General features: G+C 70.7%; 29 protein-coding genes and 1 tRNA gene. 19 read left to right on the top strand and 11 right to left on the bottom strand.

Going from position 1 to position 24,259, the window contains the following annotated elements:
- On the top strand, positions 1-753 hold the full coding sequence (locus R9Z33_RS18960; RefSeq protein WP_318648123.1) for a class I SAM-dependent methyltransferase: 753 nt from the start codon (positions 1-3) through the stop codon (positions 751-753).
- 13 nt (positions 754-766) lie between these two features.
- Here R9Z33_RS18960 and obgE read toward each other — a convergent pair whose 3' ends face one another.
- From obgE to rplU, 3 genes are all read right to left on the bottom strand, one after another.
- Entirely contained in the window at positions 767-1,759 is a 993-nt protein-coding gene (gene obgE, locus R9Z33_RS18955; RefSeq protein WP_318648122.1) for a GTPase ObgE, read from the bottom strand.
- 178 nt (positions 1,760-1,937) lie between these two features.
- The gene (gene rpmA / locus R9Z33_RS18950) at positions 1,938-2,207 is read right to left on the bottom strand and encodes a 50S ribosomal protein L27 (protein WP_318648121.1); all 270 of its coding nucleotides are present in this window, start codon (positions 2,205-2,207) and stop codon (positions 1,938-1,940) included.
- Between the two features lie 15 nt (positions 2,208-2,222).
- Complete coding sequence (gene rplU / locus R9Z33_RS18945) at positions 2,223-2,537, bottom strand: 50S ribosomal protein L21 (protein WP_318648120.1); 315 nt, start codon at positions 2,535-2,537, stop codon at positions 2,223-2,225.
- A 250-nt stretch (positions 2,538-2,787) separates the two neighbouring features.
- Here rplU and R9Z33_RS18940 point away from each other — a divergent pair, with 250 nt between their 5' ends.
- The gene (locus R9Z33_RS18940) at positions 2,788-3,192 is read left to right on the top strand and encodes a RidA family protein (protein ID WP_318648119.1); all 405 of its coding nucleotides are present in this window, start codon (positions 2,788-2,790) and stop codon (positions 3,190-3,192) included.
- A 2-nt stretch (positions 3,193-3,194) separates the two neighbouring features.
- On the opposite strand, the gene R9Z33_RS18935 is transcribed toward R9Z33_RS18940, so the two are convergent.
- Together R9Z33_RS18935 and ubiG are read right to left on the bottom strand one after the other, a co-directional pair.
- Positions 3,195-3,974, bottom strand: a complete 780-nt coding sequence (locus R9Z33_RS18935) for a fumarylacetoacetate hydrolase family protein (RefSeq protein ID WP_318648118.1) — start codon at positions 3,972-3,974, stop codon at positions 3,195-3,197.
- A 2-nt stretch (positions 3,975-3,976) separates the two neighbouring features.
- On the bottom strand, positions 3,977-4,687 hold the full coding sequence (gene ubiG / locus R9Z33_RS18930; protein WP_318648117.1) for a bifunctional 2-polyprenyl-6-hydroxyphenol methylase/3-demethylubiquinol 3-O-methyltransferase UbiG: 711 nt from the start codon (positions 4,685-4,687) through the stop codon (positions 3,977-3,979).
- A gap of 104 nt (positions 4,688-4,791) precedes the next feature.
- Between ubiG and R9Z33_RS18925 the strand changes: the two genes are divergently transcribed.
- From R9Z33_RS18925 to R9Z33_RS18880, 10 genes are all read left to right on the top strand, one after another.
- The gene (locus tag R9Z33_RS18925; RefSeq protein WP_318648116.1) at positions 4,792-6,012 is read left to right on the top strand and encodes an aspartate kinase; all 1,221 of its coding nucleotides are present in this window, start codon (positions 4,792-4,794) and stop codon (positions 6,010-6,012) included.
- A complete protein-coding gene (locus tag R9Z33_RS18920; protein ID WP_318648115.1) occupies positions 6,012-7,055 on the top strand; it encodes an NAD(P)H-dependent flavin oxidoreductase in 1,044 nt (347 codons plus the stop codon). Before R9Z33_RS18925 ends, R9Z33_RS18920 begins: the two co-directional genes overlap by 1 nt.
- A gap of 76 nt (positions 7,056-7,131) precedes the next feature.
- On the top strand, positions 7,132-8,157 hold the full coding sequence (locus R9Z33_RS18915; protein WP_318648114.1) for a helix-turn-helix domain-containing protein: 1,026 nt from the start codon (positions 7,132-7,134) through the stop codon (positions 8,155-8,157).
- Positions 8,158-8,234: 77 nt separating this feature from the next.
- On the top strand, positions 8,235-9,380 hold the full coding sequence (ispG, locus tag R9Z33_RS18910) for a flavodoxin-dependent (E)-4-hydroxy-3-methylbut-2-enyl-diphosphate synthase (RefSeq protein ID WP_318648113.1): 1,146 nt from the start codon (positions 8,235-8,237) through the stop codon (positions 9,378-9,380).
- A 36-nt stretch (positions 9,381-9,416) separates the two neighbouring features.
- Positions 9,417-10,082, top strand: a complete 666-nt coding sequence (locus tag R9Z33_RS18905; RefSeq protein ID WP_318648112.1) for a glutathione S-transferase family protein — start codon at positions 9,417-9,419, stop codon at positions 10,080-10,082.
- Positions 10,082-10,576 (top strand): VOC family protein, encoded by a 495-nt coding sequence (locus tag R9Z33_RS18900; protein WP_318648111.1) that lies wholly within the window; start codon positions 10,082-10,084, stop codon positions 10,574-10,576. The genes R9Z33_RS18905 and R9Z33_RS18900 overlap by 1 nt, the downstream gene beginning before the upstream one ends.
- 145 nt (positions 10,577-10,721) lie before the next feature.
- Positions 10,722-11,975, top strand: a complete 1,254-nt coding sequence (gene hisS / locus R9Z33_RS18895) for a histidine--tRNA ligase (protein ID WP_318648110.1) — start codon at positions 10,722-10,724, stop codon at positions 11,973-11,975.
- Positions 11,972-13,024, top strand: a complete 1,053-nt coding sequence (gene prfA / locus R9Z33_RS18890) for a peptide chain release factor 1 (RefSeq protein WP_318648109.1) — start codon at positions 11,972-11,974, stop codon at positions 13,022-13,024. Before hisS ends, prfA begins: the two co-directional genes overlap by 4 nt.
- A gap of 109 nt (positions 13,025-13,133) precedes the next feature.
- Complete coding sequence (gene prmC, locus R9Z33_RS18885) at positions 13,134-14,021, top strand: peptide chain release factor N(5)-glutamine methyltransferase (protein ID WP_318648108.1); 888 nt, start codon at positions 13,134-13,136, stop codon at positions 14,019-14,021.
- Between the two features lie 135 nt (positions 14,022-14,156).
- On the top strand, positions 14,157-14,675 hold the full coding sequence (locus R9Z33_RS18880; protein WP_318648107.1) for a DUF4167 domain-containing protein: 519 nt from the start codon (positions 14,157-14,159) through the stop codon (positions 14,673-14,675).
- 78 nt (positions 14,676-14,753) lie between these two features.
- On the opposite strand, the gene R9Z33_RS18875 is transcribed toward R9Z33_RS18880, so the two are convergent.
- The 3 genes from R9Z33_RS18875 to R9Z33_RS18865 all read right to left on the bottom strand — a co-directional run bounded on the left by R9Z33_RS18875 (position 14,754) and on the right by R9Z33_RS18865 (position 15,318).
- Positions 14,754-14,829: transfer RNA gene (locus R9Z33_RS18875), tRNA-Glu, on the bottom strand.
- 18 nt (positions 14,830-14,847) lie between these two features.
- Positions 14,848-15,021 (bottom strand): DUF2256 domain-containing protein, encoded by a 174-nt coding sequence (locus tag R9Z33_RS18870; RefSeq protein WP_318648106.1) that lies wholly within the window; start codon positions 15,019-15,021, stop codon positions 14,848-14,850.
- Between the two features lie 6 nt (positions 15,022-15,027).
- On the bottom strand, positions 15,028-15,318 hold the full coding sequence (locus R9Z33_RS18865; RefSeq protein WP_318648105.1) for a DUF6476 family protein: 291 nt from the start codon (positions 15,316-15,318) through the stop codon (positions 15,028-15,030).
- Between R9Z33_RS18865 and R9Z33_RS18860 the strand changes: the two genes are divergently transcribed.
- Positions 15,319-16,332, top strand: a complete 1,014-nt coding sequence (locus R9Z33_RS18860) for an RluA family pseudouridine synthase (protein ID WP_318648104.1) — start codon at positions 15,319-15,321, stop codon at positions 16,330-16,332. It abuts the gene before it with no gap.
- Positions 16,333-16,559: 227 nt separating this feature from the next.
- Positions 16,560-17,441, top strand: a complete 882-nt coding sequence (rpoH, locus tag R9Z33_RS18855) for an RNA polymerase sigma factor RpoH (protein WP_318648103.1) — start codon at positions 16,560-16,562, stop codon at positions 17,439-17,441.
- Positions 17,442-17,468: 27 nt separating this feature from the next.
- Here the strand turns inward: rpoH and R9Z33_RS18850 are convergent, their stop codons facing one another.
- The gene (locus R9Z33_RS18850) at positions 17,469-18,191 is read right to left on the bottom strand and encodes a M48 family metallopeptidase (protein ID WP_318648102.1); all 723 of its coding nucleotides are present in this window, start codon (positions 18,189-18,191) and stop codon (positions 17,469-17,471) included.
- A gap of 86 nt (positions 18,192-18,277) precedes the next feature.
- Here R9Z33_RS18850 and R9Z33_RS18845 point away from each other — a divergent pair, with 86 nt between their 5' ends.
- The 3 genes from R9Z33_RS18845 to R9Z33_RS18835 are packed head-to-tail and all read left to right on the top strand — an operon-like array spanning position 18,278 to position 20,586.
- The gene (locus R9Z33_RS18845) at positions 18,278-19,153 is read left to right on the top strand and encodes a DMT family transporter (protein ID WP_318648101.1); all 876 of its coding nucleotides are present in this window, start codon (positions 18,278-18,280) and stop codon (positions 19,151-19,153) included.
- 59 nt (positions 19,154-19,212) lie between these two features.
- Positions 19,213-19,701, top strand: a complete 489-nt coding sequence (locus R9Z33_RS18840; protein WP_318648100.1) for a VOC family protein — start codon at positions 19,213-19,215, stop codon at positions 19,699-19,701.
- A 21-nt stretch (positions 19,702-19,722) separates the two neighbouring features.
- Positions 19,723-20,586 carry a Rossmann-fold NAD(P)-binding domain-containing protein gene (locus R9Z33_RS18835; protein ID WP_318648099.1) on the top strand — a complete coding sequence of 288 codons (864 nt, stop codon included), beginning with the start codon at positions 19,723-19,725 and terminating at the stop codon, positions 20,584-20,586.
- Here R9Z33_RS18835 and R9Z33_RS18830 read toward each other — a convergent pair.
- Positions 20,527-21,282 (bottom strand): alpha/beta hydrolase, encoded by a 756-nt coding sequence (locus R9Z33_RS18830; protein WP_318648098.1) that lies wholly within the window; start codon positions 21,280-21,282, stop codon positions 20,527-20,529. The two genes, R9Z33_RS18835 and R9Z33_RS18830, sit on opposite strands and share 60 nt — an antisense overlap.
- Positions 21,283-21,341: 59 nt before the next feature.
- Between R9Z33_RS18830 and R9Z33_RS18825 the strand changes: the two genes are divergently transcribed.
- Both R9Z33_RS18825 and R9Z33_RS18820 read left to right on the top strand, forming a co-directional pair.
- Positions 21,342-22,451, top strand: coding sequence for a glycosyltransferase family 4 protein (locus R9Z33_RS18825; protein ID WP_318648097.1), 1,110 nt, complete (start codon positions 21,342-21,344; stop codon positions 22,449-22,451).
- Positions 22,448-23,362, top strand: coding sequence for a glycosyltransferase family 9 protein (locus R9Z33_RS18820; RefSeq protein WP_318648096.1), 915 nt, complete (start codon positions 22,448-22,450; stop codon positions 23,360-23,362). The genes R9Z33_RS18825 and R9Z33_RS18820 overlap by 4 nt, the downstream gene beginning before the upstream one ends.
- On the opposite strand, the gene R9Z33_RS18815 is transcribed toward R9Z33_RS18820, so the two are convergent.
- Positions 23,332-24,156, bottom strand: a complete 825-nt coding sequence (locus R9Z33_RS18815) for an NYN domain-containing protein (RefSeq protein WP_318648095.1) — start codon at positions 24,154-24,156, stop codon at positions 23,332-23,334. The genes R9Z33_RS18820 and R9Z33_RS18815 overlap by 31 nt on opposite strands.
- Positions 24,157-24,259 lie beyond the last annotated feature (103 nt).

Here is a 24,259-nt window from a genome sequence, read left to right as displayed (position 1 = left end):
ATGATCTGGCCTTTCCGCCGCCGCAAGCCGGCCACCCCCGACAGCCTCCTGCAGTCGGACCCCGCGAACGAGCTGTACCGGCTCTTCCTGGAGCGCGGCGCGCGCGTCCACAAGACGGCGAAGTGGCACCACTACTTCGACATCTATGACGCCTTCCTGGCGCGTTATCGCGGCCAGTCGCCGACGCTTCTCGAGATCGGCGTGGATGAATGCGGCTCGCTCGAGATCTGGCGCGAATGGCTCGGCCCCGGCGCCCGCATCTTCGGCATGGACATCAACCCGAAATCGGCCGAGCTGGCGCCCCCCGGCGTGAAGGTCTTCATCGGCGACCAGGCCGACCCCGCCTTCCTGCGCCAAGTGCTGGCCGAGATCGGCACGCCCGACATCGTGGTGGATGACGGCGGCCACACCAGCAACCAGCAGATCGAGAGCTTCGAGGTCTTCTACCCCGCCATGACGCCGGACGGCGTCTATATCGTGGAGGACACCCACACGGCGCTCTGGGGCGGCCAGTGGGACGACCGGCCGGGGATGACCTTCCTCGACTACGCGGCGGAACGTGTGAAGGACCTGCACGCCTGGAGCGGCATCCACGCCAATTTCCGCCGCTACCACACTCATCCGGCCGAGCGCGTGGGGGCCGAGCCCGAGGTGCCGGAATTCACCCGCACCACCCGCGCCATCTCCTTCTACGACAGCATCGTGGCCTTCGAGCGCGGCCCGCGCCGCGAGCCCTGGCAGGAGCGGCGCTGAGGGCGGGCGGGCCCTACTTCGCCCGCACCACATCCATCACGGCGCGCAGCACCTCGGGCACGCCCTCGCCGGTGGCGCCCGCGGCCAGCATCACCGGCCGGCCCGTCGCGCGCTCCAGCGCCTTCACGCGCGAGGTGCGGGCCTGCGGCGTCATCGCATCGAGCTTGTTGAGCACGACGATCTCGGGCTTCTCCGCGAGGCCGCCGCCATATTCCTCCAGCTCGTTGCGGATCATCCGCCAGGCGCCGGCCGGGTCGGCCTGGCTGCCGTCAATCAGGTGCAGCAGCACCCGGCAGCGCTCCACATGGCCCAGGAAGCGCGTGCCGAGTCCCGCGCCCTCGCTGGCACCCTCGATCAGGCCGGGGATGTCGGCCAGGACGAATTCCTCGGTCGCGTTCAACCGCACGACGCCGAGCTGCGGGTGCAGCGTGGTGAAGGGGTAATCCGCGATCTTGGGCCGCGCCGCACTCGCCGCGGCGAGGAAGGTGGATTTCCCGGCATTGGGCAGCCCCACCAGCCCGGCATCGGCGATGAGCTTGAGCCGGAGCCAGACCCATTTCTCCTCGCCCGGCCATCCCGGATCGGCCCGGCGCGGCGCGCGGTTGGTGCTGGTCTTGTAGTTCGCGTTGCCGAAGCCGCCATCGCCGCCCTTGGCCAGCAGCACGCGCTTGCCCACCACGTCGAGGTCGGCGATCACCGTCTCGCGGTCCTCGTCCAGGATCTGCGTGCCGACCGGCACCTTCAGCGTCACATCGGGCGCCGCCGCCCCGGTGCGGTCACTGCCCGCGCCATTGCCGCCCTTGCGGGCCTTGAAGTGCTGGGCGTAGCGGTAGTCGATCAGGGTGTTCAGCCCCTCCACCGCCTCGGCATAGACATTGCCGCCGCGGCCGCCATTGCCCCCATCGGGGCCGCCATATTCGATGAAGCGCTCACGCCGGAAGGCGATGACGCCGTTGCCGCCGTCGCCCGACTTGATGAACACCTTGGCTTCGTCGAGGAATTTCATGTTTGTGCCGCCATGCGAGTAGCCGCGACACCAACCCTACTCGCATGGCGGCAAGGGGGGGCAGGGCCCCCCCTGTACCCCCCCTTCTTCGGGGGTGGGCGGGGGTCGGGAGGGTCGCTCCGAAACAAAAACGGGGGCCACGAGGGCCCCCGCTGGTCACGCCATCGAGGGCGTCAGATTATTCAGCCGCGAGCTTGATCGGCTCGACCGAGACATGGACGCGGTCCTCGGCCTTGCGGGCGAACTTCACATGGCCCTCGACCAGCGCGAAGAGCGTGTGGTCACGGCCGACGCCGACATTGGTGCCCGGCTTCATCTTGGTGCCGCGCTGCTTGACGAGAATGTTGCCGGCCAGCACGTGCTCGCCGCCGAATTTCTTCACGCCAAGCCGCTGACCGGGGCTGTCACGCCCGTTGCGCGAGGAGCCGCCTGCCTTTTTGTGTGCCATCTGTCTTGCTCCTTCTTACGCCGCGATGGTGGCGATGCGCAGGACCGTCTGTTCCTGGCGGTGGCCGCGCTTGCGCCGGCTGTTCTTGCGGCGGCGCTTCTTCAGGATCAGCACCTTGTCGCCGCGATTCTGGTCGACCACCGTGGCGGTGACCGTCGCACCCGGCACAGTCGGCGCGCCGAGCTGCAGGCCGGCATCGTTGCTCACGGCCAGCACCTCGTGGAAGGTGATGGTGGCGCCCGGCTCAGCCTCCAGGCGCTCGACGATGACGACGGCGTTCGGCGTCACCCGGTATTGTTTTCCGCCAGTGCGGATCACTGCGAAGCTCATCACACGCGCCCTTCGGGCGGCCGCGCGTGGCGACGCTGCCCGTGATACTGAAAGGTTATGGCCGCTGGCCGGAAGCGCCCGGGGGCGCCCCATGAACGACCACGGGCGACACGCATGCGCCGCCCGGGAGGGGAGCGTGTAGGGGAGGGCAGGGCCGCGCGTCAAGTCGCAACCGGCAGGCCCGCCCCCCGCCCCAGGTGACAATCGGTGGGAAGCTGGCAGCCTGTCGCCCGTCCAGGAGGAACATGCGATGTCCCGAATCCGCCGCGTCACCAGCCCCGCCGTCCCCGAGCCGCCGCCGGGCCTCTGGTCCAATTGCCGCGTGGTGGACGGCATTGCCTATCTTTCCGGCTTCACCGCGCGTGACCAGGCGCTGCGCGCCCCCGAGGGCGCCGATATGGAGGCCCAGGCGCGCATCATCTTCGGCAAGATGCAGGCGCTGCTGGAGGCCGCCGGTGGATGCATGGCCGATATGGTGAAATTGACGATCTTCGTGACCGACATCGCCCAGCGCGAGGCGGTCTGGAAGGCCCGGCGCGAATTCTTCACCGGCGATTTCCCCGCCTGCTCCCTGGTCGAGGTCTCGGCGCTGGCCGAGCCCAGCATCCTCGTCGAGATCGAGGGCGTGGCGCATCTGGGCGCCAGCCGCGGCTGAGGTCACTCAGGGGCGAAGGGATTGGTCAGCGTCCCGATTCCCGGGATGGTGACCGCCACCTCCATGCCCGGCCGCATGGGCAGCGCGCCCACCGAGGTGCCGCAGGCGATCACATCGCCCGGCTCCAGCGTCATCTCCCGCGACAGCAGCGAGACGATGCGGGCGGGCGGCAGGATCATGTCCGCGCAGGCGTAGTCCTGCCGGACGCGGCCGTTCAGCGCGACCTGCACGCGCAGCTCCCGCCAATCCAGGCCCTCGGCGATGCAGGGGCCGATCGGGCCGAAGCTGTCGGGCGACTTGGCGCGTGCCCATTGGGGGAAGGAGGGGTCGGCGGTCAGGATGTCGAGCGCCGTCACGTCGTTCACGCAGGTCAGGCCGAAGATGGCGGCCTCGGCCTCCGCCTCGTCGGCGCCATGGACGCGGCGGCCGATGACGAGGCCGAGTTCGCCCTCATAGAGCGTCTTGCCCGCATAGCCCGCGGGCGGGCGGATCGCCGCGCCCGGGCCGATCACGCTGCCGGGCGACTTCAGGAACCAGAGCGGCGTCTCCGGGATGGCGTTTCCCTGCTTGGCCGCCAGCTCGTGGTAGTTGTTCCACAGCCCGACGAAACGCAGCGGCCGCGTGGGCGCCAGCAGGGTGACGCCGGCCAGCGGCAGGGGGGCGCCCTCGGGGGCATTCGCGCCGAACATCTCGCCCGTGTGCGGCGTGATGCTCTCGCCCCCCAGCGTGCCGAAGCCCTCGGCACCTGCGGCGGTGCGGAAGCGGACCCAGTGCTTGACCATGCTCAGACCTTTCGTGCCGCCATCAGGTAGTTCACGCCCGTGTCGCGGGCGATGCGGAAGCCGGTGCTGAGGCTCGGCACCATGCCGGCCACGTCGGTGACGGCGAGGCCCGCGCCGCGCAGCAGTGCGCCGAGTTCCTCCGGCGTCACGAATTGCTTCCAGTCATGCGTGCCGCGCGGCAGCCAGCGGAGGATCTGCTCGGCGCCCAGGATGGCAAAAAGGTAGGAGCGGCGCGTGCGGTTCAGCGTGGAGAGGAAGACCTGCCCGCCCGGCCGTGTGAGGCGCGCGAGGGCGGCGCAAAACCCGGCACGCTCAGCCGGCGGGACATGCTCGATGACTTCGAGCGAGATGACGGCATCGAAACCGCCGGCCTCGACATCCTCGGGCGTGCCCTCGCGGTAGTCCACGCGGACACCTTGCGACGCGGCATGGGCGCGCGCCGCCTCCAGCGCCGCGCCGGCCGCGTCCAGGCCGGTGACGATGGCGCCCCGCCGGGCGAGCCATTCCGACGCGAGGCCCGCCCCGCACCCCGCATCCAGGATGCGCAAACCTTCCAGCGGCCCGAGCTGGCCCGCGATCCAGCCCATCCGGGCCGGGTTCATGGCGTGCAGCGGGGCCATGGGGCCGGTCGGTTTCCACCAGTCCTGGGCCAGGGCGTCGAACTTCGCCACTTCGTTGAGGTCTGCGCTGCCAGACCTGTTTCCCTCTGGCATGTTGCCCATCCGCGTCATGGACGTTATCTGACCCGCCCTTGGGCCCACCGCAAGGCCTGCCCCCCCAAGGGATACTGCTTCGGCGGGGCCGGCCAGGAATTCGCATGTCACGTATCGTCATGAAGTTCGGCGGCACTTCCGTCGCCGATCTCGACCGTATCCGGAACGTCGCCGCCCGCGTGAAGCGCGAGGTGGATGCCGGCCATCAGGTGGCCGTCGTCGTCTCCGCCATGTCGGGCGCCACGAACCAGCTGGTCAAATGGTGCCAGGACCTCTCGCCGCTGCATGACGCCCGCGAATACGACACCGTGGTCGCGACCGGCGAGCAGGTGACGATCGGCCTCACCGCCATCGCGCTCCAGGCCATCGGCGTGGAGGCGCGCTCCTGGCAGGGCTGGCAGGTGCCGATCATCACCGACAACGCGCATGGCAAGGCCCGCGTGGACCGGATCGAGGGCGACGAGCTGATCCGCCGGATGGAGCAGGGCCAGGTCCCCGTCGTCGCCGGCTTCCAGGGGCTGGAGCCCACGCGCAACCGCGTGACGACGCTCGGCCGCGGCGGCTCCGACCTCTCGGCGGTCGCACTGGCCGCGGCCCTGAAGGCCGACCGCTGCGACATCTACACGGATGTGGACGGCATCTACACGACCGACCCGCGGATCGTCCCGCGCGCGAAAAAGCTTGAGCGCATCTCCTATGAGGAGATGCTGGAACTGGCGTCTGTGGGCGCCAAGGTGTTGCAGACCCGCTCCGTCGAACTCGCCATGAAGGCGCGGGTTCGCGTGCAGGTGCTTTCCAGTTTTGAAGACAAGCCAGGCTCCCTGGTCGTGGATGAGGACGAGATCATGGAGAAGCCGATCGTTTCCGGCATTGCCTATTCGCGCGATGAGGCGAAGGTCACGCTGCGCCGCGTGCCCGACCGCCCGGGCGTTGCCGCCCGCGTGTTCGGCCCGCTTTCGGCCGCCAATGTGAATGTGGACATGATCGTCCAGAACATCGGCGCCGATGGCGGCACGGACATGACCTTCACGGTCGGCCGCTCAGACCTGCCGCGCTGCACCGACATCCTGGAGAAGGCCAAGGCCGAACTGGGCTTCGAGGCGCTGATCGCCGACCCCGACGTGGCGAAGATCAGCGTCGTCGGCATCGGCATGCGCACCCATGCGGGCGTGGCGTCGACCATGTTCAAGACGCTGGCCGACAAGGGCATCAACATCCAGGTGATCTCGACCTCCGAGATCAAGGTGAGCGTGCTGGTGGCCGCCGACTACACCGAGCTTGCTGTCCGCGCGCTGCACACCGCCTACGGCCTGGACGCCGCCTGATGGATGCGACGGCGGTGATCCCCCAAGCGGCCTTTGACGAGGTAGACCGCCTGATGGCGCGCGGCGCCGCCTTCTTCGGCTCGCGCTATGCGCTGCTGGGCGGCGCCATGTCCTGGGTGAGCGAGCGCAACCTGGTGGCGGCCCTCTCCAATGCCGGCGCCTTCGGCGTCATCGCCTGCGGCGCCATGGAGCCGCACCACCTGGATGCCGAGATCGCCGGCACCAAGGCGCTGACCGACAAGCCCTTCGGCGTGAACCTGATCACCATGCATCCGCGCCTGGAGCAGCTGGTGGACACATGCCTCGGGCACGGCGTCTCGCACATCGTCTTCGCGGGCGGCATCCCGCCCGGCTCGGCGATCAAGCGCGCGAAGGAGGGCGGGGCGAAGATCATCTGCTTCGCGCCCGCGCTGGCGCTCGCCAAGAAGCTGATCCGCTCCGGCGCCGATGCCCTGGTCATCGAGGGCAGCGAGGCGGGCGGGCATATCGGCCCGGTGTCGCTGAACGTGCTGGCGCAGGAGATCCTGCCCCACATCACCGAGGTGCCGGTCTTCGTCGCCGGCGGCATCGGGCGCGGCGAGGCGATCCTGTCCTACCTGGAAATGGGGGCCGCCGGCGCCCAGCTCGGCACGCGCTTCGTCTGCGCCACCGAATGCATCGCCCACCCGAACTTCAAGCGCGCCTTCATCCGCGGCAATGCGCGCGACGCCCTGCCCACCGTCCAGCTGGATGAGCGCTTCCCGGTCATCCCCGTGCGCGCCCTGCAGAACGAGGGCACCAAGCGCTTCATGGAGCACCAGGCGGCCGTGCTGAAGCGGTTTCAGGCGGGCGAGCTGGGCAAGGAGGAGGCGCAGCTCGACATCGAGCATTTCTGGGCGGGCGCCCTGCGCCGGGCCGTGGTGGATGGCGATGTGGAGCAGGGCTCGCTGATGGCCGGCCAGTCGGTCGGCATGGTCTCGCGCGAGCAGCCGGCCGCCGAAATCGTGGCGGAGCTGATGGGCCAGGCCGCGGCCGCGTTGGCCGCCCGCCGCGGCCTCGCATGAGGAATCGCCCCGGAACGGCAAGGGGGCTTTGCGCCCCCGCCCGGAAGGGGCTAACCATGGGCTCGTGTTCGACGACATGAAACGCTTCCGCCCCCAGGAGGCCCAGACCGTGGATGCAGCCCGCCTCGGCGAGGAACTGCGTGACGCGCGCCTCGCCCTCGGCCTCTCGATCGAGGACGTGGCGGCGGAGCTGCGCATCCGGCGCGTCTATCTGATCGCCCTCGAGGAGGGCCGCCTGAAGGACCTGCCTTCGCCGGCCTATGCCGTGGGATTCGTCCGCAACTATGCCGGCGCCCTTGGCCTCGACCCGAGCGAGATGGTCCGCCGCCTGCGCGATGCGGTCGCCACCGGCGCCCGCAAGACCGACCTCGTCTTCCCCGAACCCGTGCCCGAGCGGGGCTTCCCGGCCGGCGTGCTGGTGCTGGCGGGCGCCGTCATCGCCATCGGCGCCTATGTCGCCTGGTACAATTGGGCCGGAACCGGCAATCGCACCGTGGATGCCGTGCCTCCCGTGCCGGCCCGGCTCGAGCCCGCGGCCCGCACGGGCGAGGCGCTCCGCCCCGCGACCCCGGCCCCCACCGCGCCCAGCACCACGGCGACCGCGCCCACCCCCGCGGCCAGCCCCGCGCCCAGCGCCACACCTTCCCCCACGCCGCCCGGCGCCGCCGTGATCGTGCCCGCCCTGCCGGTGCCCACCCCCGTCCCGGTGCAGGTGCCCACGCCCGCGCCGCCGCCCGCCGCGGCACCGCCGGCCGACCAGCCGCGCATCACGCTGCGCGCCCGGGCCGAGATCTGGACGCAGGTGCGCGACACCCGGGCCAACCAGACCCTCATCTCCCGCAACATGCGGCCTGGCGAGACCTTCGTGGTCCCCAACCGCGAGGGGCTGCTGCTCTCGGTCGGCAATGCGGCGATGATCGAGGTCCTGGTGGATGGCCAGCCCTCGCCTGCCTTCGGCAACACGCCCGGCGTGCGCCGCGATGTGCCCCTGGTGCCGGATCAGCTCCGCCCGCGCCCAGCGGCGGGCACGCAGGCCCCGGCCGCCCCCGCCGCGGCACCGCCCGCGCCAGCCCGGTTGAACCCGCCCGCCCAGCGCCAGTAGCGGGCGGCGACAGCAAGCTTGGGCATTCCCGCGGCCGCGCCTATATTGCGGACCGAACGCCGTTTCCGAGGGAATGCATGAGCTACCGGCCTTATCAGCACATCGCGCGCCGCAAGTCGCGCCAGATCCGCGTGGGCAAGGTTTTGGTGGGTGGGGACGCCCCCATCAGCGTGCAGACCATGACCAACACGCTGACCTCGGACGCGGCTGCCACCATCGCGCAGATCCGCAAATCCGAGCTGGCGGGCGTGGACATCGTCCGTGTCTCCTGCCCCGATGAGGAAAGCACGGCGGCGCTGGCCGAGATCGTGCGCGAGGTGAATGTCCCGATCGTCGCCGACATCCATTTCCACTACCGCCGCGCCATCGAGGCGGCCGAGGCCGGAGCCGCCTGCCTGCGCATCAACCCGGGCAATATCGGCTCGCCCGAGCGCGTGAAGGAGGTGGTGAAGGCGGCGCGCGACCATGGCTGCGCCATCCGCATCGGCGTCAATGCCGGCAGCCTGGAGAAGCACCTCCTGGAGAAGTATGGCGAGCCCAACCCCGAGGCGCTGGTCGAAAGCGCGCTCTGGCACGCCGACCACCTGCTGCAGAACGACTTCCACGAGTTCAAGATCAGCGTGAAGGCGAGCGACGTCTTCATGGCCGTCGCCGCCTACACGCAGCTCGCCGAGCAATGCGACCACCCGCTGCACATCGGCATCACCGAGGCGGGCGGCAAGCGCGCCGGCACGGTGAAGAGCGCCATTGGCCTCGGCAACCTGCTCTGGGCCGGCATCGGCGACACGATGCGCGTCTCCCTCAGCGCCGAGCCGGAGGAGGAGGTCGCCGTCGCCTGGGACATCCTGAAGTCGCTGCATCTGCGCCATCGCGGCGTGAAGATCATCTCCTGTCCCTCCTGCGCACGGCAGGGCTTCGACGTGATCCGCACGGTGGAGAAGCTGGAGGAGCGGCTCGCCCACGTGACCCAGCCGGTCAGCCTGTCCATCATCGGCTGCGTGGTGAACGGCCCGGGCGAGGCGCTGATGACCGATATCGGCCTGACCGGCGGCGGCGCCGGGCGGCACATGGTCTATTCCACCGGCAAGCAGGACCACACGACCGACACCGAAGCCATGATCGACCACCTGGTCGAGATGGTGGAGGCGCGCGCGGCCCAGCTCCAGGCCGAGGCGGATGCGAAGAAGGCCGAGGAGGCCAAGGCGAAGATCGCCGCGGAATAGGCGGCGCCGGCCTGGAAGCGCGAGGGAAACAGCGCCTTGAAACTGCACTACTTCGACGGCTCGACCACGTGCCGCCCGATCGTCATGTTCGCGCATGAGGCAGGGCTTCCGCTTGAGCTCGTCCCCGTGAACCTCTTCACCGGCGAGCACAAGGGCGAGGCCTATACCGGCATCAACCCGAACCAGCTCGTCCCCGTGCTGGAGGAGGCGGATGGCCACCGGCTGATCGAATGCTCGGCCATCCTCAAATACCTGGCCGACCTTGCGGCGCATCCCGCCTGGCCGGCCGACAGGCGCGCCCGCGCCGCGGTGAATGCGCGGATGGACTGGTTCAATACCGGCTTCTACCGCGTCTTCGGCTATGGCCTCGTCTATGGCCAGATCCTGCCCGACTACATGTGGTCCAATGCGGCCATGCAGGCGGCGGCGGTGGAGCGGGCGGAGGCGAAGTCCCGCACGCTGATGACCATCCTGAACGACCACATGCTGAGCGATGCCGCGCCCTTCCTGGGCGGCGCCGAGCCCGATCTCTCCGACCATCTGGGCGCCTGCTACGTGACCCTGGGCGAGCTGGTCGGCTTCGATTTCGCGCCCTGGCCCCGGGTGCAGCGCTGGATAGCGGCGATGAAGGCGCGGCCGAGCTGGGAGGTCGCCAATGGCGGCTTCAATGCCTGGCGGGGCATGCTACAGGGCGCCGCGTGATGGCCGGCAACCCCGCCCACATGTTCCACCACGTCGCCTATCGCTGCCGGGATTCCGAGGCCACGCGCGCCTTCTACGAGGATTTCCTCGGCATGGAGCTGGCCCAGGCCTTCGTGATCGAGCGGACGGCGACGGGGCGCGACGCGGCGGTGCTGCACAGCTTCTACAAGCTGGGCGATGGCAGCTTCCTCGCCTTCTTCGAGGTGCCGGGCAGCGACTTCGACTTCAAGCCTCAGCATGATTTCGACCTGCACGTGGCCATGGAGACCTCGGCCGAGGAGCTCGAGGCGGTGCTCGCCAAGGCGCGGGCCGCCGGCATCGAGGCGCGCGGCCCGGCCGATCACGGCATCATCCATTCCATCTACCTGCGCGACCCGAATGGCTACGTGGTCGAGCTGGCGGCCAGGACGGAACGCCACGCGGCCGAGATGGACCCCACGCGCAACCAGGCGCGCGCCACGCTCGACGCCTGGACGGCACGGAAGGCGGGTTAGTGCCCGACGCGTTGAGGCGGGATCGCCGCAACGCTGAATCATCCTCTCGGCAGGGGCTGGACCACACGGCCTGAACGCAGCGTGGTCCAGCGGGGCGCCCCGCCCTTGCCGGGCCGCCCGTCACCCGCTACCCGCCATCCCCATCATGTCCCAGATCAAGCTCCAGCCGCCACGCGGAACCCGTGACCTCGTCGGTGAGGAATTCCGCCGCCACCACCGCGTGATCAAGACCGCGCGCCGCATCTCGGCGCTCTATGGCTTCGAGGAATGGGCGACCCCCATCTTCGAGGATACGCGCGTCTTCGCCCGCGGCCTGGGCGAGACCTCGGACGTGGTCAGCAAGGAGATGTACGAGTTCAAGGATCGCGGCGGCGAGAGCGTGACCCTGCGCCCCGAGAACACGGCGGGCGTCTGCCGCGCCCTCGTTTCCAACGGGCTCACGCAATCCCTGCCGCGCAAGGTCTTCTACGCCGGGCCGATGTTCCGCTACGAGCGTCCTCAGGCCGGGCGCTACCGCCAGTTCCACCAGATCGGCGCCGAGGTGCTGGGTGCCGGCGAGCCGCTGGCCGATGCCGAGGTGATCGCCTGCGGCTACCACATCATCCGCGAGCTCGGCCTGGATGAGGGCGTGATCCTCGAGGTGAACACGCTGGGCGATGCGGAGAGCCGAGATGCTTATCGCGCGGCGCTGGTCGCGCATTTCACCGCCCATCGCGACCGGTTGAGCGAGGACAGCCAGCGCCGCCTCGAGAAGAACCCGCTGCGGATCATCGACAGCAAGGAACCCCAGGACCGCGCCCTGGTGGCCGATGCGCCGACCATCGAGCCCTTCCTGACGGAGGGCGCCCGCGCCCATTGGGACGCGCTGCGCCGGCACCTGACGACCTTCGCCGTGCCCTTCCGCGAGAATCCGCGCATCGTCCGCGGCCTCGACTACTACAGCCACACCGCCTTCGAATTCGTGACCGAGCGCCTGGGCGCGCAGGGCACGGTGATGGGTGGCGGCCGCTATGACGGCCTGGTGGAGGAGATGGGCGGCCCGCCCACCCCCTCGGTCGGCTGGGCGGCGGGTGTGGAGCGGTTGGCCATGCTCATGGAGAAGGCGGGGCTCACGCCGGCGGCGCCGCGCCTCGTCACCGTGATCCCGGTGAGCGAGGCGGAGGAGGGTGTCGCGCTCTCCGTCCTGCAATCGCTGCGCGGCGCCGGGATCGGCGCCGAGATGGGCTATCGCGGCAACCTCAAGCGCCGCATGGAGCGCGCCAACAAGCAGGGCGCGCGCGTGGCGCTGATCATCGGCGAGACGGAAGCCACGCAGGGCGTCGCGCAACTGCGCGACCTCGATGCCGGCACGCAGGAGCAGGTGCCCTTCGCGGCGCTGGCGGAGCGGCTGCGGAAGTGAGCCTCCCCGCCTCGCTGGAGCGTGTGATGCTGCGGGCGGAGGAGCTTCGCGCGCAGCTCGAGACCGCCGGTGGCGCTGAGATCGGCGCCATGTCGAAGGAGCTTTCCAGCCTCGAGCCGCTGGTCGTGAAGGTGCGCGAATACCGCGCGCTGGAAGCAGCGCAGGCCGAGGCGCAGGCCCTGCTGGACGACCCGGAGATGCGCGAGCTGGCCGAGGCCGAGCTGCTGGACGCCAAGCACCGCCTGCCGAAGCTGGAGCGCGAGATCCGCCTCATGCTGCTGCCGAAGGATGCGGCGGATGAACGCAGCGCCATCCTGGAGATCCGCCCCGCGGCCGGCGGCGACGAGGCGGGCCTCTTCGCGGCCGAGCTGTTCCGCGCCTACCAGAAATACGCGGAAAGCGTGGGCTGGCGCTTTACCGTGCTCGAATATGACGAGAACGAGCTGGGCGGCATCAAGGGCGCCACGGGCGAGATCGAGGGGCAGGGGGTCTTCGCCCGGCTGAAGTTCGAAAGCGGCGTGCATCGCGTCCAGCGCGTGCCGGCGACCGAGACGCAAGGCCGCATCCACACCTCCACCGTGACCGTCGCGGTCCTCGCCGAGGCGGAGGAAGTGGATGTGCGGATCGACGAGAAGGACCTCCGCATCGACACTTACCGCGCGCAGGGCGCGGGCGGGCAGCATGTGAACAAGACCGACAGCGCGGTGCGGATCACCCACATCCCGACCGGCACCGTGGTCGCGATGCAGGAAGAAAAGAGCCAGCACAAGAACAAGGCCAAGGCGATGAAGATGCTGCGCGCGAAGATCTACGATGCGCAGCGCCAGGCCCTGGATTCCGCCCGCGCGGCGGACCGCAAGGGCCAGGTGGGCACCGGCGACCGCAGCGAGCGCATCCGCACCTACAACTTCCCCCAGGGCCGCGTGACCGACCACCGCATCGGCCTCACGCTGCACAAGGTGGACCGCGTGATGATGGGCGAGATGGGCGAGATCTTCGACGCGCTGGTCAGCGAGGACGAGGCCCAGCGCCTGGCAGCGGAGAATTGACCGCCCTCAGGCGCCGGGCGCCGGCCCCACCGGCCTGGCTTCGCGCCGCCGCGTGTGGGCGGGTGGGATGGTCACTCTGGGCGCGCCGGCCGCGGCCTTGTCTCCTTCCATGACCTGCGAGCCCGGGGAGAGCGTCGGCGCCTTTCTCTGCCAGGCCGGCCAGATGCTGCGCGCCGCCGCGATCGAGAATCCCCGGCTCGAGGCGCGGCTGCTGCTGGCCCATGCCATGGGCAGCACCACCGAGGCCCTGCTGCGCGACCCCCGCGCGCCCGTCCCGCCTGAGGCCATTCCCCGTTTCCGCGCCGCGCTCGCCCAACGCCTGGCGCGCCTGCCCATGGCGCGCATCCTGGGGCGCGCCGGGTTCTGGACGCTGGATCTGGAAGTGGCCGCCGAGACGCTGATCCCGCGCGCCGATTCGGAGACGCTGATCGAGGCGGCGCTGGAAGCAGGCATCGCGCCCCGCCGCATCCTCGACCTTGGCACGGGCACGGGCTGCCTGCTGCTGGCGGCGCTGAGTGAATTTCCCACCGCCTGGGGCCTGGGCCTCGATCTGCGGCCCGAGGCGGCGGCGCTGGCCGCGCGCAACGCCGCGCGGAACGGCCTCAACGGGCGCGCCACCTTCGCCGCGGGTGACTGGGCCGGTGCCGTCGCGGGGCGCTTCGACCTCATCCTCGCCAACCCCCCCTATATCGAGCGCGGCGCGATCGACAGCCTGATGCCCGAGGTGGCGGTGCATGAGCCGGCCACCGCGCTGGATGGCGGGCCCGACGGACTCGACGCCTATCGCGTGATCCTGGCGGATCTGCCTCGCCTTCTTGCGCCGCGCGGCCTTGCCGTGCTGGAGCTGGGCGAGGGCCAGGGGCCCGCCGTCGCGGCGCTGGCCGAGGCGGAAGGCCTCGCCGTCATGGGGCTCAAGGCCGATCTTGGCGGCGTCGGCCGCGCCTTGATCCTGAAATTGTCGGAGAAACCGGTTGGCGGGAGGGATTCTTCTGTCTAAGGTGAGTCTCGTCAGCACAGGCCCTTGGCCGGCCGATGGGCAGAGCCCCGCAAGGGTGCCGTGCCGGACGAACCCCAGCCAGCGGCGCCAGTTGAAACCTCCGCGGCAGCACAGACAGCAGAAGCACAGACACGAATGAACATGAAGCGCATGCGCCGTGGCCATCGCCATGGCGGCGGTGGTGGCAATGGCGGCGGGCAGTTCCGTTCCGCAGGCGGTGGGGGAGGGAACGGCAATCAGCCGCTGAACCGCAACCACGTCTTCGATTCGAGCGGCCCCGATGTGCGGCTGCGCGGGACAGCCCAGCAGCTCTTCGAGAAATACCTCCAGCTCGGCCGCGACGCGACCAGCAGCGGCGACCGTGTCGGCGCTGAGGGTTATTTCCAGCACGCCGAGCATTACTTCCGCATCCTTGGCGCCATGGCTGCCGTGCAGCAGCAGAACCAGCCGCCGCAGGAGCGCCGCTTCCGCGACCAGAACGCCGAGGGCTTCCAGGGCGAAAGCCAGGGCGCCGAGGGTGCCGAGGGCACGGAGGGCAACATCACCGCGAGCCTGGAGGCCGAGCTGGCTGGCGAGGCGGAGACGCTCCCCATGCCGCAGCCCCGCCACGTGGCCCCGCCTGCCGAAGACACGGCACCCGAAGCGGCGCGCTGACCGCCGAGGGCCGTGCTGGACACAGCACGGCCCGCCGCCGCGCTTGCTGCGCAGCCATGCCGGGGAAATTATGGAAAGTGGCGTCCCTTAGGGGATTCGAACCCCTGTTGCCGCCGTGAGAGGGCGGTGTCCTAGGCCTCTAGACGAAAGGGACTGGGCCAGTGGCGCGGTCTTAGCCGCCCCGGGCGGGGAGGGCAAGCCGGGCCTTTGCATATCTCCCATCCCGGCACGCATCGGAGCAGAAGCGCACTTCGTCCCAGTTCCGCGCCCACTTCTTGCGCCAGGCGAAGGGGCGGCCGCAGGCGGCGCAGATCTTCTCTGGAAGGTTCGGCTTCTTGTGCGCCATGCCGCCCTACCGCACCGGCACCGCGGCGCCCGGCATCACTTCGCCCACCACACGGCCGCTGCGGGAATCCAGCAGCAGGATGCGGTCCCCGTCGGGGCGCTGCACATGCACGGCGAAGTGGTCGCCCGCGCCGGCCAAGCTGACGATGCGGCTGCCGGCAGGCAGGTTCAGGCTCATTGCGGGCAGCGGCGCCTCGCCCCGGCCACCGGCACGCTGGACGAGGAGGACGACCAGCGTCACGGTGCCGGCCACGATCAGCACGCCCATCGCCACAACCAGGAACTTGAGTGCCTGCATTTGTCCCAGACCCATGAGATCACCGCGACGGAAGCCGATCACGGACAGCGCGTGGACCGATTCCTCGCGGAGCGGATAGGCGGTCTCTCCCGCTCCCGCGTCAAGGCATTGATCGAGGAAGGGCACGTCACGCGTGACGGCGAGACGCTGACCGAGCCCGCGCAACCGGTGCGTCCCGGCAGCCTCTATCGCGTGGCGCCGCCGCCGCCCGCGCCGGCCCGTCCGCAGGCCCAGGCCATGGCGCTCGACATCCTCTTCGAGGACCAGCACCTCATCGTCCTGGACAAGCCGGCCGGCCTCGTCGTGCACCCGGCGCCAGGCAACATGGATGGCACGCTGGTCAACGGCCTGCTCGCCCATGCGGGCGAGGAGCTGGAGGGAATCGGCGGCGAGAAGCGGCCCGGCATCGTCCACCGGCTCGACAAGGACACCTCCGGCATCATGGTGGTGGCGAAGAGCCAGCGGGCACACCAGATCCTCTCCGACGCCTTCGTGGCCCGCGACCTGGACCGCGAATACCTGGCGCTCGCCTGGGGCGTGCCCAGCCCGGGCGAGGGCGTGATCGAGGCCGCGATCGGCCGCCACACGACGGATCGCAAGCGCATGGCCGTCGTCGAGCAGCGCAACCGGGGCGTGCAGCGCGGCGAGATGGCGGGTGCCAGCGCCGGCAAGCACGCCATCACCAGATACCGGACGGAACAGGTCTTCCACGGCGCGGTCGCGCTGGTGCGCTGCAAGCTGATGACCGGGCGCACCCACCAGATCCGGGTCCATATGGCGCATATCGGGCACCCCCTGGTGGGCGATCCCGTGTATCTGCGACGTATCCCGGCGGTCAGCCGGACCCTGCCCGAGGGCCCGCGGGAGGCTCTCCTGGCCTTCCCGCGTCAGGCGCTGCATGCCGCGAGCCTTGGCTTTGCCCACCCGATCAGCGGGAAAAATCTCTCCTTCCGGTCGGAGCCGCCGGAGGATTTCCGGAAACTCCTGGCCATTCTGGCCTGTAACAACGAGTAACCGGACCAGTTTAGTCGGTTTTGCTTGCGCGAAACCGATCATTCCGGTAATTTGCTGGTGGAACTTCGCCATGGGGTGCCGCTAAACCCCCGGTTGCTGCCACCGCCCCTTCCGTGACCGGGGCGGATGCATCCGGGAGGGCCCCGGACGCGTTAGGCCAGAAAGGCCGTGTGCCCGCCGCCGTCACGGGGTGGGGCACGGCGCAAATGGAAGGCTCGTCGAAACCGATGGCTTCTTTGAGTATCCCGCTTGCCCCGGAAGGCAACCTGTCGCGCTACCTGCAGGACATCCGGAAATTCCCGATGCTCGCTCCCGAAGAGGAGCTGGAGCTTGCCAAGCGCTGGCGCGACGCCGGCGACGAGGCGGCCGCCCATAAGCTTGTCACCTCGCATCTGCGCCTCGTGGCGAAGATCGCGATGGGTTACCGCGGCTATGGGCTGCCGGTGGGTGAGCTCATCTCCGAAGGCAATGTCGGCATGATGCAGGCGGTCAAGCGCTTCGACCCTGATCGTGGCTTCCGCCTGGCGACCTACGCCATGTGGTGGATCCGTGCCGCCATCCAGGAATACATCCTGCACAGCTGGTCGCTCGTGAAGATGGGCACGACCGCGGCGCAAAAGAAGCTGTTCTTCAACCTCCGTCGCCTCAAGGGGCAGATCGGCGCGCTGGAGGATGGCGACCTGCAGCCGGAGGTCGTGGCCAAGATCGCGAAGACCCTGGCCGTGCCCGAGCAGGACGTGGTGAGCATGAACCGCCGCCTCGCCAGCCCGGACAACAGCCTGAACGCCCCCGTCCGTGCTGACAGCGAGGGCGAGTGGCAGGATTGGCTGGTGGATGACGCCGAGAGCCAGGAGACGGAGCTCGCCGACCGCGAGGACATGTCCAACCGCAAGGACATGCTGAACGGCGCGCTGCGCACCCTGAACGAGCGCGAGCGCCACATCCTGATCGAGCGCCGCCTGAAGGACGAGCCGACCACGCTGGAAGAGCTCTCGCAGCAGTATAACATCAGCCGCGAGCGCGTCCGCCAGATCGAGGTCCGCGCCTTCGAGAAGCTGCAGAAGAGCATGAAGCAGCAGATCACCGAGCGGCGCCTCAGCGTCGGCTGATCACCGGGAGGGCGGCTTCGGCCGCCCTCATCCCATCCGTTGCAGCGAAGGCCCGTGCCGCCGCAGCCATTCGGTCGCGGCATGCCGGTGTTCGGAGCGCTGCTCGACCAGCGCCCAGAAGCGGTCCGAGTGGTTCATCTCCCGCAGATGCGCCACCTCATGCGCCACCACGTAATCCAGCACCCAGTCGGGGGCGAGCACGAGCCGCCACGAGAAGGAGAGCGTGCGGTTCGACGCGCAGCTCCCCCAGCGGCTCTTCGTGTCCTTCAGGCGGATGGCGCTCGGCACTACGCCCAGCGCCTCGCAATGCGGGCGCGCGGCCGTCACGATGCGGCGCAGCGCCTCGGCCCGCAGGAAGTCCCGCACGCGGCGCGCGACGAAGGGCGCCTCGCCCGTCACCACCAGCGCGCCCTCCTCCAGGAAGGCGCCGCCCCGCCGGCCCGGCTCATGGCGGATCGGGTGTTCCACGCCGCCGATCGGCACGCTCGCTCCCGCCTCGAAGGCCCGCTCGGGCGCCAGGTTGCCGAGCTTCTGCATCACCCAGCCGGCATGCTCGGTCAGCAGCGCCACGCCATGCCGCTTGGCCGCGCGGCTCGGCAGGGTCACCACCACATCCCCCCGCGCCGGATCGATCCGCAGCGAGACGCGGCGCGCGCGCGGCGAGCGGCGCCAGCGCACCGGGCAGGGCTCGGGCGGCAGCAACGGGTCGCGGCGCAGCGCGATGATTTCCGACTCGGGCAGGTCCGCCATGGCGCAACATGTCGGCATTCCGCGCTCCGGTTCAACGTCTGCTACCCCTGGTTGACAGAATGGGCAGCTTCGCGCCTTTGCCCTCCATGCCGCTTGCCCGCCATATCCCCGCGCTGCTCATCCTCGGCGTGGTCTGGGGGCTGACGCCCTCCATCGTGAAGGCGGCCATGGCGGGGGGCTTCGCGCCGCTTGGCTTCGCCTTCTGGGGCGCCTTCGGCTCGGCGCTCATCCTCTCGGTGCTCTGCGCCAAGCGGCGTCTGGCGATCCCGCTGGACCGGCCGCATCTGGTCCAATATGCGGCCTCGGGCTTCTCGGGCTTCGCGCTGGCGAATTTCGCGGGCTACACGGCGCTGCAGCACATCCCGGCTGGCTTCTTCGCGCTGCTTGTGCCGCTCTCGCCGATCCTCACCGTGCTGGGGGCGGCGGCGCTTGGGATGGACCGCCTGACACCGGCGCGCATCACCGGCACGCTGCTCGGTTTCTTGGGCGTGGCCCTGGCCATGGCGCCGGGTGCCGCGCTGCCGGATGCGGGTCTGCTCGGCTGGGCGCTGCTCGCCGCCATCACGCCGGTGGGCTTCGCCATTTCCAACATTGTGGCCTCGCGCCTCGCCCCGCGCGGCACGGATGCGCTGGTGCTGGCGACCGGCGCGCTCTACGCGGCCGCCTTCTTCATCGCGATCTTCGGCGTGCTGATGGGCCAGGTGCATTGGCCCGGCGCCATCGGCTGGCGCGTCGAGTGGCTGATCCCCTTCCAGGCGGCGCTCACCGCCTTCGCCTATCTGCTCTACTTCCGCCTGATCGCCGCGACGGGCAGCGTGATCACGAGCCAGACCGGCTACATCGTCACCATCGCGGGCGTGCTCTGGGGCGCGGCTCTCTTCGGCGAACGCATGGGCTGGCTCGCGCTGCCGGCCGCGCTGCTGGTCTTCGCCGGGCTCTGGCTGGTGACCTCAAGGCGCTGATGGCGCTCATTTGCCATCGTGATTGGCGCGGCAGTTGCCCGCGGTGCCAGGATGCGCGCATGAAACAGACGCCCTACACCGCCCCCGCCGAGACGCGCATCGGCCATGTCCATCTCAAGGTGGCCGACATCCCGCGCGCCCTCGCCTTCTGGCGGGATGTGCTGGGCCTGACCGTGATGCTGGAGCGGCCCGGCGCCGCCTTCCTCTCGGCCGGCGGCTATCACCACCACATCGCGCTCAACACGTGGGAGAGCGAGGGCGGCACGCCGCCGCCGCCGCACCACACCGGCCTTTATCACGTCGCCATCCTTTACCCGGACCGCGCCGCGCTGGCGGCGGCGCTGAAGCGCGTTCTGGAGGCCGGGGTCAGGCTCGACGGCGCCTCCGACCACGGCGTGAGCGAGGCGCTCTACCTGCGCGACCCAGACGGCAATGGCGTGGAGCTCTACCGCGACCGCCCACGCGAGGAATGGCCGCGCGATGCGGCGGGCGAGATGACCATGTTCACCCGCCGCCTCGACGTCGCGGCCCTGCTGGCCGAGGCGTGAGCCAGGGGGCATCATGCCCCGATGCAACGCAACCTCCTCATCATCGGCAAGGGCTACACGGGCGAGGCCATTCTTGACCTCGCCCACCGCGCGGGCTGGACCGCCCGCATCACCTCGCGCCAGGCCGGCGGCGTGCCGGGCGTCGTCGCTTTCGACGATCCGGCCCTGCTGGACGGCGTCACCCACCTCGTCATCACGGCGCCGCCGGGGCCCGCGGGCGATCCGGTCTGGGCCGCGCATGCCGCTGGCCTCCGCGCCGCGCCGCTCGCATGGGTGGGCTACATCTCCACCACGGGCGTCTATGGCGACCGCCAGGGCGGCTGGGTCGAGGAGGACACGCCCCCCGCGCCCGGGCAGGCGCGCAGCCAGCGCCGGCTGGACGCCGAGAACCAGTGGCGCGAACTGGCGCCCCGCGTCGCGGTGGACCTCTTCCGCACCGGCGGCATCTACGGCCCCGGGCGCTCGGCGCTCGATGATGTGCGCGCCGGCACCGCGCGCTGCGTGGTGAAGCCCGGCCACAGCTTCAGCCGCATTCATCGCGACGACATCGCCCGCGCCGTGATGGCCGCGGCCCACCGCCCGCCGGGCCCGGGCGCGCGCGTGCTCCACCTGGTGGATGACACGCCCGGCACCCAGGCCGATGTGACGCTCGAAGCCTGCCGCCTGCTTGGCGTGACGCCGCCGCCGCCCACCCCCTTCGCCGAGGCCTATGCGCGCATGAGCGAGATGGGCCGCAGCTTCTGGGATGAAAGCCGCCTGGTCTCCAGCCGCCAGACGAAGCGGGCGCTGGGCATGGATTGGGCCTACCCTAGCTATCGCGAGGGGCTAGCCGCCATCTTCGCCGCCGAGCGCGCCGAGGAGGGCGCCCAGCGTCCGGCCGAGTAGCGCCAGCTCCGCCGGCTTGGAGAGGCGGTGGTCGCCGGCCTTCACCAGCGTCACCTCCACATCCTCGCCGGAGATATGCGCGGCAAGGCGCAGCGCCGTCTGCCAGGGCACGTCCGGGTCGGCCTGTCCCTGCAGCAGACGCACCGGGGCGGGGATCGGCAGGGGTTCGCGCAGCACCAGGTTGCGGCGGCCATCCTCGATGAGGTGGCGCGTGATGGGGTAGGGGGTGCCGTATTCGGAGGGGCGCAGCCATTGCCCCTCGCGTTCGATCTGCTGTCGCACGGCGGGCGGGAATTGCGCCCACATCAGGTCCTCGGTGAAGTCGGGCGCGGCGGCGATGCCGACCAGCCCGGCCAGCCGTTCCGGGTGGCGGCGGGCCAGCAGCAGCGAGATCCAGCCGCCCATGGAGGAGCCTATGAGGATCTGCGGCCCCGCGGTGAGTTCGAGCAGCACGCGCTCCGCATCCGCCGCCCATTGGCCGATGCTCCCCTCCGCGAAGCGCCCGCCCGAGGCGCCGTGGCCGCTATAGTCGAAGCGCAGGAAGGCCTGCCCGCGCGCGGCGCACCATTGGGCCAGGTATTCCGCCTTGCTGCCCGTCATGTCGCTGTTGAAGCCACCGAGGAACAGGATGCCGGGGCCGCGCCCCGCCTGCCGCCGATACGCCAGATGCCCGAGGGTGCCGTGTTCTTCGTTCATCGCGCTGGAATCGCATGTGGAGTGGACGCCGTCCATGCAGAAGGATAGCAGGGTCGGCCATGCCGCTTCCGCCCGCCATCCTCCAGGTGCTGCCTGCCCTTGATGCGGGCGGCGTGGAGCGCGGCACGCTGGAGATCGCGGAGGCCATCCAGGCCGCCGGCTGGCGCGCGCTGGTCGCCTCGAGCGGCGGGCGGCTGGTGCCTGCGCTGGAAGCGACGGGGGCGCGGCACATCACCCTGCCGCTCGCCACCAAGTCGCCGCTCGGCATCTGGCACAACGCGGCGGCGCTGGCCGAGCTGGTCCGCGCCGAGCAGGTCTCGATCCTGCATGCGCGCTCCCGCGCCCCGGCCTGGTCGGCCTGGCTGACCGCGCGGCGTACCGGCGCGCGCTTCGTCACCACCTATCACGGCACCTATGGCGAGGGGTTTCCGGGCAAGCGGCTCTACAATTCCGTGATGGCGCGGGGGGATCGCGTCATCGCCATCAGCCGCCACATCGCGGACCACATCCACGCGACGCATGGGCGGGAGAGCCGCGTGATCCTGCGCGGCGTGGATTTCCGCCGCTTCGACCCGGCGCTGGTCGCGCCCGAGCGGGTCGCCGCCCTGCGCGCGGCCTGGGCGGTGCCCCCGGGTGCGCCCGTGATCCTGCTCCCGGCCCGGTTGACGCGCTGGAAGGGGCAGGCGGTGCTGATCGAGGCGCTGGCGGAACTCCCCGCGGCCATCGCCGTGCTGGCGGGCGATCCGCAGGGGCGTGAGACCTATGTGGCGCAGCTGCGCGGGCTGGCCGAGGCGCGCGACGTGGCCGAGCGCCTGCGCATTCCCGGCCATGTCGCGGACATGCCCGCGGCCCTGCTCGCGGCTGACCTCGTGGTGCATGCCAGCATCGAGCCGGAGGCCTTCGGCCGCACCGTGATCGAGGCCCAGGCCATGGGGCGCCCCGTCATCGCCGCCGATCTCGGTGGCCCGCGTGAGACGGTGGAGCATGGCGTCACCGGCTGGCTCACGCCCCCCGGCGATGCGGAGGCGCTGGCGGCGCAAATTCGTGCGGCTCTGGCCCTGCCGGCAGAGCAGCGTGGGGCGATGGGCATGGCGGCGCGGCAGCGCGTGCCCACCATGGCGGCGATGCAGCAGGCGACGCTCGCCCTCTATCGCGAGCTGCTGCCGTGACGCGCATCCTGGTCATCAAGCTCGCCGCCCTGGGCGATTTCGTGCAGGCCTTCGGCCCCTTCGCCGCCATCCGCGCGCATCATCCGGGCGCCCGGATCACCCTGCTCACCACGCCGCCCTTCCGCGCCCTGGGCGAGGCCGCGCCCTGGTTCGATGAGGTCTGGAGCGATGGGCGCCCGGACTGGACCAACCTGCCCGCCGTGCTGCGCCTGGCGCTGCGGCTGCGCCGGGCGGGCTTCGCGCGGGTCTATGACCTGCAGACATCGAGCCGCTCCTCCCGCTACCGCTGGTTCGTGGGGCGAGGCGCCGAATGGTCCGGCATCGCGCGCGGCGCCTCCCATCCCGACGCCGATCCGCGGCGGGATTTCCTGCACACGATGGAGCGGCAGCGCGGGCAGCTGCGCGCCGCCGGCATCACGGATTTCCCGGAACCGGCGCTGGACTGGCTCGCCGCCGATGTCGCGGACTTCGGCCTGCCCGAGGGTTTCGCGCTGCTGCTGCCCGGCGCCTCGCCGCTGCGGCCGGCCAAGCGCTGGCCGGCGGCGCAATTCGCCGAGGTCGCGGCGGCGCTCGGCCGCCCCGTCGTGATCGGCGGTGGCCCGGCCGAGTCGCCCATCGCGCGGGAGATCCTGACCCGGGTGCCGGATGCGCTCGACCTGACCGGCCGCACCGACCTCCGTCAATTGGCGGCGGTCGCGCGCCGGGCCGCGCTTGCCATCGGCAATGACAGCGGCCCCACCCACATGGCGGCTGCCGCCGGCTGCCCGACGCTGGCCCTCTTCGGCGATGACAGCGACCCCGCCCTCTGCGCGCCGCGCGGCCGGGCCGTGCGCGTTCTGCGGCATCACCCGCTGGCCGGGCTGCCCGCCGCCGCCGTGCTTCAGGAGGCCTCGGCGCTTTCGGGCGGCTGATCCAGCCATTCGGGACGCAGGATATGCCCGCCGCCCGGCCCCTCGCGCCGGATGAAGCCGCCCGCCGCCTGCAGCATGGCGTCCAGCGAGCCATGCCCCGCGAAATCGCTGCCGCGCAGGGTCGCGCCCGTGCGGTTGCGCAGCATCTGGCCCAGATGCGGCACATGCACCGGCGCCTCCGCCTCCTGCATGATGTCCCGCACGACGGCGAGGAGTTCGGCCGCATTCTCGGCCCCGAAGGCCGGCCCGGGGTCGGGCGAGGCCTGCCAGCCGAGCCAGCCCGCCAACCGGTCGAGCCCGATCACCTCATCCGCCGCGGCGCGGACGATGCGGCCCACCTCCGGATGCGCCACCAGCCGGGTGCGCCGGTCCGCCGCGCGCAGCCTTTGCAGCAGGGGGACGAAGTCGGAATCGGTCGAGAGCAGCAGGAACTCGTCGTAGTGGGTGAGGGGGGAGAGCATGGCCTCCATCGCATCCAGCGCGATGCGGACATCGGCGGCGTTCTTCAGTCGCGTGAGCTTGGGACAGTCCAAGACCTCGAAGCCCGCGGCCATGAAGGCCCAGCGGAACTCGGAATAGCGCAGCCGCGCGCCCGCCCCATCCTCCAGCGTGCCGGCCGGGTTCATGTAGCAGCGGCGCAGCAGGGCCCGGCGCGGGCGGTCGCCCAGCAGGCGCTCCAGCCAGAGCTCCGGCTGGTCGGCGAAGCGCAGGGCGACCTCCGGCCCGGCCCCGTCCCGCAGGCCGGAGACGAGATTGTCGAAGTCGAGGAAAATCGCGCTGCGCAGTTCGGACATGGCGCATCTTGGCCTGCGCGCCCCAGGCGTGCAAAGGGAAGCGCTTGACCCGGGCGGGCGCGCTGCCCATGGTCCGCCTCCCTTTCAGCAGCACGAGAATGCA

Source organism: Sediminicoccus rosea (genome assembly GCF_033547095.1).
Taxonomy (GTDB): Bacteria; Pseudomonadota; Alphaproteobacteria; order Acetobacterales; family Acetobacteraceae; genus Roseococcus; species Roseococcus rosea.
This window is presented reverse-complemented; position numbering and strand designations above follow the sequence as displayed.